The sequence below is a fragment of the Paracidovorax sp. genome (assembly GCF_057642795.1).
This window is the reverse complement of the sequence record NZ_JBXYZY010000021.1, coordinates 239,476-251,295: the sequence shown is the minus strand read 5'-3', so window position 1 is coordinate 251,295 and position 11,820 is coordinate 239,476. Positions and strand designations below refer to the sequence as shown.

Annotated in this window: 7 protein-coding genes; 2 read left to right on the top strand and 5 right to left on the bottom strand. The window is 68.1% G+C overall.

All coding sequences use genetic code 11. The features are described from left to right. The first annotated feature begins 236 nt into the window (after positions 1-236). On the top strand, positions 237-2,738 hold the full coding sequence (locus AC3A84_RS08040) for a DEAD/DEAH box helicase (protein ID WP_487969315.1): 2,502 nt from the start codon (positions 237-239) through the stop codon (positions 2,736-2,738). A gap of 30 nt (positions 2,739-2,768) precedes the next feature. Next, entirely contained in the window at positions 2,769-3,284 is a 516-nt protein-coding gene (locus tag AC3A84_RS08035) for an EVE domain-containing protein (protein WP_487969077.1), read from the top strand. A gap of 52 nt (positions 3,285-3,336) precedes the next feature. Here AC3A84_RS08035 and AC3A84_RS08030 read toward each other — a convergent pair whose 3' ends face one another. From AC3A84_RS08030 to aceE, 5 genes are all read right to left on the bottom strand, one after another. Then, a complete protein-coding gene (locus AC3A84_RS08030) occupies positions 3,337-3,777 on the bottom strand; it encodes a carboxypeptidase-like regulatory domain-containing protein (RefSeq protein WP_487969076.1) in 441 nt (146 codons plus the stop codon). 285 nt (positions 3,778-4,062) lie between these two features. Continuing rightward, positions 4,063-5,016 carry a class I SAM-dependent methyltransferase gene (locus AC3A84_RS08025; RefSeq protein WP_487969075.1) on the bottom strand — a complete coding sequence of 318 codons (954 nt, stop codon included), beginning with the start codon at positions 5,014-5,016 and terminating at the stop codon, positions 4,063-4,065. A 443-nt stretch (positions 5,017-5,459) separates the two neighbouring features. Beyond that, positions 5,460-7,310, bottom strand: coding sequence for a dihydrolipoyl dehydrogenase (gene lpdA, locus AC3A84_RS08020; protein WP_487969073.1), 1,851 nt, complete (start codon positions 7,308-7,310; stop codon positions 5,460-5,462). Between the two features lie 13 nt (positions 7,311-7,323). Next, the gene (aceF, locus tag AC3A84_RS08015; protein WP_487969071.1) at positions 7,324-9,027 is read right to left on the bottom strand and encodes a dihydrolipoyllysine-residue acetyltransferase; all 1,704 of its coding nucleotides are present in this window, start codon (positions 9,025-9,027) and stop codon (positions 7,324-7,326) included. Positions 9,028-9,045: 18 nt separating this feature from the next. Beyond that, the gene (gene aceE, locus AC3A84_RS08010) at positions 9,046-11,769 is read right to left on the bottom strand and encodes a pyruvate dehydrogenase (acetyl-transferring), homodimeric type (protein ID WP_487969069.1); all 2,724 of its coding nucleotides are present in this window, start codon (positions 11,767-11,769) and stop codon (positions 9,046-9,048) included. Between the last annotated feature and the right edge of the window lie 51 nt (positions 11,770-11,820).

Here is an 11,820-nt window from a genome sequence, read left to right as displayed (position 1 = left end):
CCCTCGATGCCGACCCGTCGCCAGCCCACCGGCAGGCGGTGATCGCGGCATGGATCGCCGCCTTGCGGCGCCGCGCCGGCCCGGCCGAGCTGCAGGCTCTGCCCACCCCGACCGATGCCGAGGCCGCCCGCGTGATGGCGCTGATGCGGGGCGCCGAACCCACAGCATCCGGGCCGGCGACGTCTGCGCCACCGGACGGCGCCATCGCCGGGCATTTCCAGCCCACCCTCACTCTGATGACGCTTGGCCGGGGCGACGGGCTGCTCGGCCTGGAGCGCCAGGGCGCCATCGGCCCGCGCGGCGACAGCGTCACCGTGGCGCAGATCGACTGGACCTACCGGCACCCCGGTACCCACGGCACCACCGGCGCACCGGGCCCGGTGCTCTGGCAGACGCCCGCGCCCACCACCATCCTCAACAGCCGCCCCGCCGCACTGCAGGAAGTGCCCGGCGCGGGTGGAGGCGTGCTGCGCCTGCAGCGCGACCTGGCCGCCGAGGCGGACGCGATCGACCTGGTGCGGGAGCTGGGCCTGCTGCCCATCGACCTCCGCACGCTGCAATGGCGCAGCGCCGATGCGGGCGCCGGCCTGGGCCCGCTGTGGACGCTGGCGCAGGAGGCTGCATTCAGCGATTTCTGGGCCGACGCCGTGCCCCGCCTGCGGTCGCAGGGCTGGCGCGTGGTGGTCCGGCCCGGCTTCGCGCATGAAAGCGTGCCGGTGCAGCGCTGGAAGCTGGTGCTCTCCCCCGACACCGGCGAGGCCAACGCCAAGGAGGTGGACGGCCCGCTGGGCACCCGCCCGCGCCCCGTGCAGAAGCTGCGGCTGCCCGAGCGCGAAGGCGCCTGGCTGCTGAGCCTGGGCGTGGAGATCGACGGAGAAACCCTGGACCTGGCGCCCATGGTGGCCGACCTGCTGCGCCGCGAAGCACGCTGGCTGGATGCGCGCCGCATCGCGGCCATCGACGACACCGAGGTCATCACGCTGCGTGCACCGGGCGGGCGGCGCATCGAGGCGCCGGCCGAGCCCATCAAGGCCATCGTCGGCGCGCTGGTCGATCTGCTGGCCGATCCCGCCCGCCAGCAGCGGCGCGAGGGCGAACCACTGCGCCTCGGTGCCTGGGAGGCGCAGCGCCTGCAGGCCCTGCACGACGGGCTGGGACAGGGCGCGCACGACTGGCAGCTGCAAGGCGAGGCCGGCCTGGCCTGGCTCGCCCGGCGGCTGCAGGCCATCGGCACGCCGCAGCCTGTGGTGGCGCCCCTGGGCCTGCAGGTGGCGCTGCGCGCCTATCAATCAGAGGGCCTGGCGTGGCTGCAATACCTGCGCGCCCAGGGCCTGGGCGGCATCCTGGCCGACGAGATGGGCCTGGGCAAGACGGCGCAGGCCCTGGCCCATGTGCTGCTGGAAAAGGAAAGCGGCCGCCTCACCCGCCCGGCGCTGGTGGTGCTGCCCACCTCGCTGCTCTTCAACTGGCAGGCCGAAGCCGCCCGCATGGCGCCCGGCCTGCGCCTGCTGGCCCTGCAGGGGCCGGACCGGGCGAGCCGCTTCGCCCACATGGCCGGGCACGACCTGGTGCTGACCACCTACCCCCTGCTCTGGCGCGACGCGCCCGCCCTGGCCGCGCAGCCCTTCCACCTGTTGATCCTCGACGAGGCGCAGATGGTCAAGAACGCCGGCAGCCGCAGCGCCCGCGCCCTGCGCAGCCTGCAGGCCGCGCACCGGCTCTGCCTGACGGGCACGCCGCTGGAAAACCACCTGGGCGAGCTGTGGGCGCAATTCGACTTCCTCATGCCCGGCTTCCTGGGCGACGCGCGGCAGTTCGCCCAGCGCTGGCGCAAGCCCATCGAGGAGAACGGCGAGACCCTGCGCGCGCAGCTGCTGGCCCAGCGCGTGCGCCCCTTCATCCTGCGCCGCCGCAAGGCCGATGTGGCGGCCGAACTGCCGCCGCGCACCGACATCCTGCAGCGCGTGCAGCTGCAGGGCCGCCAGCGCACCCTGTACGAAGCCGTGCGCACCGCGGCCGACAAGCAGGTACGCCGCGCACTCGCCCGCCAGGGCTGGGCCGGCGCGCAGATCGCGGTGCTGGACGCGCTGCTCAAGCTGCGCCAGGCCTGCTGCGACCCGCGCCTGGTGCGAGGCGCGCAGGTCGCGCCCGATACCGAAAGCGCCAAGCTCGAATGGCTGGCTACCACCCTGCCCACGCTGTTGGAGCAAGGCCGGCGCGTGCTGGTGTTCTCGCAGTTCACCGCCATGCTGGCGCTGGTGGGCGACAGCCTGCAGGCGCTGGGCCTGCGCTTTCTGCGCCTGACCGGTGAGACTCCGCCCGCGCAGCGCGCCGAGGTGGTGCGACGCTTTCAGGAGCAGGACAGGGGCGAAGCGCACGGCAGCGCCCCCGTGCTGCTGGTCAGCCTCAAAGCCGGCGGCACCGGCCTGAACCTCACAGCCGCCGACACCGTGATCCACCTGGACCCGTGGTGGAACCCCGCCGCCCAAGAGCAGGCCACCGCCCGCGCCCACCGCATCGGTCAGGACCAGCCGGTCTTCGTCTACCGGCTGGTGGCCGAAGGCAGCATCGAAGAGCGCCTGCTGGAGCTGCAATCGCGCAAGCAGGCCCTGGCGGACGGCGTGCTGGGCCACGATGCCGCAGGCGCGGTCAAGTTCGATGAGGCCGATCTGCGGGCGCTGCTGGCGCCGCTGGCGTCCGCGCGCGACGCCGTGCCAAGCGCCGACAGCTTGGGGTGAGCCTTCAGGACTTTGTCGGAAAATCTCGCCATGTCTCCTGCCTCCGCCCCCACTCCCGACGCAGCACCGCCCCGCCCCGCCCGCTACTGGCTGATGAAGTCGGAACCCGAGGAATGCTCGATGGACGATGCGCTGGCGGCCCCTGATGCCACCGTCGCCTGGACGGGCGTGCGCAACTACCAGGCGCGCAACTTCATGCGCGACGAGATGCAGGTCGGCGATGGCGTGCTTTTCTACCATTCCAGCTGCCCCGAGCCGGGTATCGCAGGCATCGCCCGGGTGGCATCGGGCACCCGCGTGGATCCCACGCAATTCGACCCGGAATCAGCCTACTTCGATGCCAAATCGGCCCCCGCCCAGCCGCGCTGGCTGCTGCTGGACGTGCAGGCGCTGCGCAAGATCCCGCTCATCGCGCTGGCCGATCTGAGGGCGCAACCGGCCTTGGCCGAGATGCGCGTGCTGCAAAAGGGCAGCCGGCTCTCCATCACCCCGGTCGAGGCGGCCGAATGGGACTTCATCACCCGGCGGATGGCACAGCCGGCCTGACTGCGCCTGCGCCTGCGCGCCTCAACGCCGGATCAGCGGCAATCAGAGGCGTCTAGAAACGGAAATCCAGCGTCCTGGGCGCCTTGCCCACCTCGACGCTCTGGCGCTGCGTCTTGCCGGCCATCTCGGCTTCCACCGCGTACCGCCCGGCGGGCAGGTTCAAGAGGCAGATCGGCCCGCTGGCCGTGAAGCTGTGCGGCTCACCCGCGCCTTCGGGCTTCACGGTGACGCGCACGTCGGCCTCATAGGCGCCACCGGCCGCGGCGAACAGCAGCGAGAGAGGGTGTTCCTTCATCGCGGCCCGCATGGCGGTCGACTCATCCAGCCCGATGCCGCCACAGCTATAGCGCAGGCTCCCCTGCGTATGCGCCTGCGGCAGGCTGCCTTGGGCGGCCACGCCTGCGCTGAATGGGGCCGCGATCGTGGCCGCCAGGGCCATCGCGATGGTCGAAGAACGGAAGCGGCGATCGGTGTGCCGAAGGGCTGGATGCATGGAGAAACTCCTGAATGAATATCAGGGCGCCATGCTCTTACCGGAGAGGCTCCTCAGGTGTCAGCAGGCGTAAGCACAGGTTGTCGGCCTGGATGACAGTGTGCAGACGAGACCCACATGCTCCTTCTCCTTGCTTGTCACCAACTGCTGCAGCCACCCCCGGTGCAACCCGACGCCATGGAGATCGGCGCCGGCAAAGAGCGCTGATTCCGTTTCCGAGCTCCGTGCATCTGTTTCATGGAACAGGCCCGGGATCTTCGCCGAAGAGCGCAGGGCCTGGGTCTTTCAGGCGCAAGAGTGCCGTAACGGATCCGCCCGATACACCACCACCTTCAGCGCCCTGCCCTCATCCACATCCGCGAACACCGCCGGATTCGCCACGCGCTCCACGAAGCGGAGTTCGGGCGCCAGCTCCGCCATCTGATCCTGCAGGAAGCCGAGGCCCAGCTCGGGCGCGTTCAGGCACAGCAGCGCGTGTCCGCCCGGGGCCAACAGGTCGGGCAGGCGGCGCAACAGGCGGGCGTAGTCCTTGGTGGCGACGAAGCTGCCCTTCTGGTAGCTGGGCGGGTCGGCGATCACCAGGTCATAGGGGCCGCTGCGGGTGATCTTGCCCCAGGTGCTGAAGATGTCGTGGGCCAGAAAGCTGGCGCCTGCGGTCAGCCCGTTGAGCTGGTGGTTCTGCTGGCCGATGGCCATGGCGCCGCGGGCCATGTCCACGTTGACGACCTGCCGGGCGCCGCCTTGCAGCGCGGCGACCGAGAAGGCGCAGGTGTAGGCGAACAGGTTCAGCACCTTGGCGCCGCGCGGCTCCCGGGCCTTGCGTGCGGCGATGTGCTCGCGCACCCAGCGGCGGCCTTCGGCCATGTCCAGGAACAGGCCGTGGTTCTGGCCTTTATCGACATGCACGCGGTAGCGGGCGCCCTGTTCGGCGACGACGTGCGGCTCGGGCACGCTGCCAGCCATGAGGCGCGTCTCGCGCTGCCGCTCGTGCCGGCACTGGAAGACCCAGTTCAATGGTTCGCCGGGCGCGATCCGGGCCCAGCGGGCCTGCAGCGCGGTGCCGATGGCGGCCAGCGCCTCGTCCGCCAGGGGCTCGAAGCTGGTGAGCACGAAGACCGGCGGATACACGTCGAGCGCCAGATGCTCGCAGCCGGGAAAGCGACCGCCGCGTCCATGAAAGAGGCGCTGGGCGTCGTGGAAGAGGGGCATCGCGGCGATGGCGTCGAACAGGGCTTGCATGCCGGCATTGTGACAAAGTTCGAGAGCCCTTTGACCCCGCAGCGCTTGTTGCACCTTCATATGTAGCTATCCGAAAGATAGCACCCATTCCAAGAAGCCATGTCGATACCCCCGGGCGGTTCGAACTTTTGTCTCTGAGCCAAGACCACCGCGGTACCCGATCGGATCAGCAACGCGTTGGGCTGTCGTCTTTCGGATGCGCGTACCAGTTTCTGCGGACGGGGGCCGCCAGCCGTCCATGGATGATGGATCGCCTCCACGGTGCCCCACTGCGCTGGTATGGACACCCGCTTCATCGCACCTTGCGGCGGATCGCCGCAATGTCCCACGCTCACGAGCAAGCCGTGCCAGCAACGTCCAGCCCGGCAAGGAAAAAAGGCAGCCGAAGCTGCCTTGTCGGGAGAAAGCAGCGATGCGCAGCCGAAGCGGCATCGCCACTACGCTTACTTCTTCTGCGGCGGAACGTCCGTGCAGGAACCGTGGGCGATCTCCGCAGCCATGCCGATGCTCTCGCCCAGGGTGGGGTGCGGGTGGATGGTCTTGCCGATGTCCACTGCGTCGGCGCCCATTTCGATCGCCAGTGCGATCTCGCCGATCATGTCGCCGGCGTGGGTGCCCACGATGCCGCCGCCCACGATCTTGCCGTGGCCATGGGCCTCGGGCGAATCGTCGAACAGCAGCTTGGTGTAGCCCTCGTCGCGGCCGTTGGCGATGGCGCGGCCGGAGGCCGTCCAGGGGAACAGGCCCTTCTTGACCTTGATGCCCTGGGCCTTCGCCTGGTCTTCGGTCAGGCCCACCCATGCCACTTCGGGGTCGGTATAGGCCACGCTCGGAATCACGCGGGCGTTGAACGCGGCGGATGCCAGCGCCTTGTCGCCCGTGAGTTCGCCGGCGATGACTTCGGCCGCCACGTGCGCTTCATGCACCGCCTTGTGCGCCAGCATGGGCTGGCCCACGATGTCGCCGATGGCGAAGATGTGCGGCACGTTGGTGCGCATCTGGATGTCCACGTCGATGAAGCCGCGGTCGGTCACCGCCACGCCGGCCTTCTCGGCGCTGATCTTCTTGCCGTTGGGCGTGCGGCCCACGGCCTGCAGCACCAGGTCATAGACCTGCGGCTCGGGGGCGGTGCCGCCCTCTTCCGCGGAGGCGAAGGTGACCTTGATGCCCTCGGGCGTCGCTTCGGCGCCGACGGTCTTGGTCTTGAGCATGATGTTGTCGAAGCGGTGGGCGTTCATCTTCTGCCACACCTTGACCAGGTCGCGGTCGGCGCCCTGCATCAGGCCATCCATCATCTCGACCACGTCCAGGCGGGCGCCCAGCGTGGAATAGACGGTGCCCATTTCCAGCCCGATGATGCCGCCGCCCAAAATCAACATGCGCTTGGGTACTTCCTTGAGTTCCAGCGCGCCGGTCGAATCGACCACGCGCGGGTCGCGGGGCATGAAGGGCAGATGCACGGCCTGCGAGCCGGCGGCGATGATGGCGCGCTTGAAGGCCACGACCTTCTTGCTGCCCGTCTTTTCCTGGCCCTTGGCGCCGGTGGTTTCCTCCACTTCGAGGTGGTTGGCACCCACGAACTGGCCCACGCCGCGCACGGTGGTCACCTTGCGCATCTTGGCCATGGCGGCCAGGCCGCCGGTCAGCTTGCCGATGACCTTTTCCTTGTGGCCGCGCAGCGTGTCCACGTTGACCTGGGGCGTGCCGAAGTCGATGCCGGCCGCCTTGAGGTGGCTGGCTTCGTCGATCACGGCCGCCACGTGCAGCAGCGCCTTGGAGGGGATGCAGCCCACGTTCAGGCAGACGCCGCCCAGGGTCGAGTAGCGCTCGACGATGACGACCTTCAGGCCCAGGTCGGCCGCGCGGAAGGCGGCACTGTAGCCGCCGGGGCCGCCGCCGAGCACGAGCACGTCGCACTCGATGTCGGCGTTGCCGCCGAAGCTCGCCGCTTCTATTTTGGGAGCAGCAGGCGCTTGCACTGCGGTCGCTGCAGCGGGTTTCGCCTCGGAAGCCGCCGGCGCTGGTGCCGCGGCGGGTGCGGCCGCGGCGCCGGCATCGGCCGCTTCCAGCGTCAGCACGACGGAGCCTTCGGCGATCTTGTCGCCCAGCTTGACCTTCACCTCCTTGACGACGCCGGCGTGGCTCGACGGGATTTCCATCGATGCCTTGTCGGACTCGACGGTGATGAGGCTCTGTTCCACCTTGATGGTGTCGCCGGCTTTCACCAGCACTTCGATCACGCCCACTTCGGCGAAGTCGCCGATGTCGGGTACCTTGATGTCGATCACTGCCATGTCAGCGTTCCTTTCACAGCACGATGCGGCGGTAGTCCGCCAGCAACTGGCCCAGATAGGCGTTGAAGCGCGCAGCAGAAGCACCGTCGATCACGCGGTGGTCGTACGACAGCGACAGCGGCAGCATCAGGCGCGGCACGAACTGACTGCCGTCCCAGACCGGTTTCGTCTGGCCCTTGGAGAGGCCGAGGATGGCCACTTCGGGTGCGTTGACGATGGGAGTGAAGTGCGTGCCGCCGATGCCGCCCAGGGACGAGATCGACATGCAGCCGCCCTGCATGTCGGCCGCGCCGAGCTTGCCGTCGCGGGCCTTCTTGGCGAGCTCGCCCATTTCCTGGCTGATCTGCATGATGCCCTTCTTGTCGGCATCTTTGAGCACCGGCACCACGAGGCCGTTGGGCGTGTCCGCCGCGAAGCCGATGTGGAAGTACTGCTTGTAGACGAGCGTGTCGCCGTCCAGGCTGGTGTTGAACTCGGGGAACTTCTTCAGGGCCGCGACCAGGGCCTTGATGACGAAGGCCAGCATGGTCACCTTGACGCCGGACTTCTCGTTCTCCTTGTTGGTGGAGACACGGAAGGCTTCGAGTTCGGTGATGTCGGCCTCGTCGTTGTTGGTGACGTGGGGAATCATCACCCAGTTGCGGTGCAGGTTCGCGCCGCTGATCTTCTTGATCCGCGACAGGTCCTTGCGTTCCACGGCGCCGAACTTGGCGAAGTCCACCTTGGGCCAGGGCAGCAGGTCCAGACCCGCACCGGAACCGCCGCTGGCAGCGGGCGCCTTGGCGGCCTGGGCCTTGGTCTGCAGGCCGCCGGACATCACCTGCTTGGTGAAGGCCTGAACGTCCGCTTCGGTGATGCGGCCCTTGGGGCCGGAGCCCTTCACTTCTTCCAGCGGCACGCCGAGTTCGCGGGCGAACTTGCGCACCGAGGGCGATGCGTGCGGCAGGCCGATGGGCGCAGCGCCCGGGGCGTGCGGCGCGGGCGCCGCAGCAGCCGATGCGGCAGGCGCAGCAGCGGCGGCAGCCGGTGCCGGCGCAGCGGCCTGGGCCGCAGGCGCGGGGGCAGCAGCCGCCGGAGCGGATGCAGGGGCCGGTGCAGCGGCAGTGGCAGCTGCAGCGGGCGCGGAGCCTTCCAGCACGGCCACGAAATCGCCCACGTTGACCGTATCGCCCACCTTGATCTTCAGTTCCTTGACCACGCCGGCGGCGGGCGAAGGAATCTCCATCGAGGCCTTGTCGGACTCGACGGTGAAGAGCGACTGCTCTTCCTTGACCGTGTCGCCCACCTTCACCAGCAGCTCGATGACGGCCACGTCCTTGAAGTCGCCGATGTCGGGCACGCGCACTTCGATCGGGCCCGCTGCGGCGGCGGGCGCCGGGGCAGGCGCCGCCGCGGCTGGCGCGCGAGCGGGTGCCCCGGCGGGGCTCGCAGCAGGCGCTGCGGCTGCGGGCGCTGCAGCGGGGGCGGAAGCGCCGGCATCGGCAGCTTCCAGCACCACGATGACGGAGCCTTGCTTGACCTTGTCGCCCAGCGCGACCTTGAGTTCCTTGATGGTGCCGGCGTGGCTCGACGGGATCTCCATCGAGGCCTTGTCGGACTCCACCGTGATCAGCGATTGCTCGGCCTTGACCGTGTCGCCGGGCTTGACCAGCAGTTCGATCACGCCCACTTCGTCGAAGTCCCCGATGTCCGGGACCTTGATATCTACCAGTGCCATATGCGTCTCCGGTGCGGCTTATGCGTACAGGGGGTTGATCTTGTCGGTGTTGATGCCGTACTTCTGAATGGCTTCCGCCACCTTGGATGCGGGCACGACGCCGTCTTCCGCCAGGCCCTTGAGGGCCGCCACGACGATGTAGTGGCGGTTGATCTCGAAGTGCTCGCGCAGCTTGCTGCGGAAGTCGCTGCGGCCGAAGCCGTCGGTGCCCAGCACCTTGTAGGTGCGGCCCTTGGGGACGAACGGGCGGATCTGCTCGGCGTAGGCCTTCATGTAGTCGGTGGAGGCCACGACCGGGCCGGCCGTCTTAGACAGCTGCTCTTCGACATACGACACGCGCGCCGTCTCGGTCGGGTGCAGCAGGTTCCAGCGTTCGGCTTCCTGGCCGTCGCGGGTCAGCTCGTTGAAGCTCGGGCAGCTCCACACGGAAGCGGCCACGCCCCAGTCCTTTTCCAGCAGTTCCTGGGCGAAGAACGATTCGCGCAGGATGGTGCCGCTGCCCAGCAGCTGCACGGCGGGCGCGCCCTGCGGCAGCGCGGGAGCCTGCTTGCAGAGATACATGCCCTTGATGATCTGCGCCTCGGTGCCGGGCTGCAGGCCGGGCATGGCGTAGTTCTCGTTGAGCAGCGTCAGGTAGTAGAAGACGTTTTCCTGGCGCTCGACCATGCGCTTCAGGCCCTCATGCATGATCACCGCCACTTCGTGCGCGAAGGTCGGGTCGTAGCTCACGCAGTTCGGGATGGTGTTGGCCAGGATGTGGCTGTGGCCGTCTTCGTGCTGCAGGCCTTCGCCGTTCAGCGTGGTGCGGCCCGAGGTGCCGCCCAGCAGGAAGCCGCGCGCCTGCATGTCGCCCGCAGCCCAGGCCAGGTCGCCGATGCGCTGGAAGCCGAACATCGAGTAGTACACGTAGAACGGCACCATGATGCGGTTGTTCGTCGAGTACGACGTGGCGGCGGCGATCCAGCTGCTCATGCCGCCGGCTTCGTTGATGCCTTCCTGCAGGATCTGGCCGGCCTTGTCTTCCTTGTAGTACATGACCTGGTCCTTGTCGACCGGGGTGTACTGCTGACCGTGCGGGTTGTAGATGCCGATCTGGCGGAACAGGCCCTCCATGCCGAAGGTACGGGCCTCGTCCACCAGGATGGGCACCACGCGCGGGCCCAGGGCCTGGTCGCGCAGCAGCTGCGTGAGAAAGCGCACGTAGGCTTGCGTGGTCGAGATCTCGCGGCCTTCGGGCGTGGGGTCGAGCACGGCCTTGAAGGTTTCGAGGGCGGGCACGGTGAAGCTCTCGTCGGCCTTGGTGCGGCGGTGCGGCAGGTAGCCGCCCAGGGCCTTGCGGCGCTCGTGCAGGTACTTCATTTCCGGCGTGTCGTCGGCCGGCTTGTAGAACGGCAGATCGGCGATCTGGCTGTCCGGAATTGGAATATTGAAGCGGTCGCGGAAGGCCTTGATGTCCTCGTCGCCGAGCTTCTTGGTCTGGTGGACGGTGTTCTTGCCTTCACCGATCTTGCCCATGCCGAAGCCCTTGACGGTCTTGACCAGCAGCACGGTGGGCTGGCCCTTGTGCGCGTTGGCCGCGGAGAAGGCCGCATAGACCTTCTGTGCGTCGTGGCCGCCGCGGCGCAGGTTCCAGATCTCGTCGTCGCTCATGTGCTCGACCATCTTCAGCGTGCGGGGATCGCGGCCGAAGAAGTTCTTGCGCACGTAGGCGCCATCGTTGGCCTTGAACGACTGGTAGTCACCGTCGTTGCACTCCATCATGATCTTGCGCAGCGCGCCGTCCTTGTCGCGCGCCAGCAGGTCGTCCCAGCCCTTGCCCCACAGCAGCTTGATGACGTTCCAGCCGGAGCCGCGGAATTCGCCTTCCAGCTCCTGGATGATCTTGCCGTTGCCACGCACCGGACCGTCCAGGCGCTGCAGGTTGCAGTTGATGACGAAAATCAGGTTGTCGAGGTTCTCGCGCGCGGCCAGGCCGATGGCGCCCAGCGATTCGACCTCGTCCATTTCACCGTCGCCGCAGAACACCCAGACCTTGCGGTTCTCGGTGTTGGCGATGCCACGGGCGTGCAGGTACTTCAGGAAGCGCGCCTGGTAGATCGCCATCAGCGGGCCCAGACCCATCGAGACCGTGGGGAACTGCCAGAACTCGGGCATCAGCTTGGGATGCGGATAGCTGGAAAGGCCCTTGCCATCCACTTCCTGGCGGAAGTTCAGCAGTTGTTCTTCGGAGAGGCGGCCTTCCAGGTAGGCGCGAGCGTAGATGCCGGGCGAAACGTGGCCCTGGATGTACAGCAGATCGCCGCCGTGGTTTTCGCTCTCGGCGTGCCAGAAGTGGTTGAAGCCCGCGCCGAACATGTTGGCCAGCGAGGCGAAGGAGCCGATGTGGCCGCCCAGGTCGCCGCCCTCGGGCGGATGGTGGCGGTTGGCCTTGACCACCATGGCCATGGCGTTCCAGCGCATGTAGGCGCGCAGGCGGCCTTCGATTTCCAGATTGCCGGGGCAACGCGCCTCCTGGCTGGACTCGATGGTGTTCACATAGCCCGTGTTCGCGGAGAACGGCATGTCGATGCTGCTCTGACGGGCGTGTTCGAGCATCTGCTCGATCAGGAAATGCGCCCGCTCGGCACCTTCTTTGTCAATGACGGCCGACAGGGCATCCAGCCACTCACGAGTCTCTTGCTGATCGATGTCGGTGGGGGTCGAAGCGACACCAGCACCCTGCTGCGCGGTCTGATCTGACATGCCTTGTCTCCTTTAGATAACGGCTACGGTAAACGATCGGCGCGGAGTTTC

Coding starts and splice junctions, on each gene's coding strand:
- AC3A84_RS08040 (WP_487969315.1), top strand. CDS start 237: ATGACGCTTGGCCGGGGCGACGGGCTGCTCGGCCTGGAGCGCCAGGGC.
- AC3A84_RS08035 (WP_487969077.1), top strand. CDS start 2,769: ATGTCTCCTGCCTCCGCCCCCACTCCCGACGCAGCACCGCCCCGCCCC.
- AC3A84_RS08030 (WP_487969076.1), bottom strand. CDS start 3,777: ATGCATCCAGCCCTTCGGCACACCGATCGCCGCTTCCGTTCTTCGACC.
- AC3A84_RS08025 (WP_487969075.1), bottom strand. CDS start 5,016: ATGCAAGCCCTGTTCGACGCCATCGCCGCGATGCCCCTCTTCCACGAC.
- lpdA (WP_487969073.1), bottom strand. CDS start 7,310: ATGGCAGTGATCGACATCAAGGTACCCGACATCGGCGACTTCGCCGAA.
- aceF (WP_487969071.1), bottom strand. CDS start 9,027: ATGGCACTGGTAGATATCAAGGTCCCGGACATCGGGGACTTCGACGAA.
- aceE (WP_487969069.1), bottom strand. CDS start 11,769: ATGTCAGATCAGACCGCGCAGCAGGGTGCTGGTGTCGCTTCGACCCCC.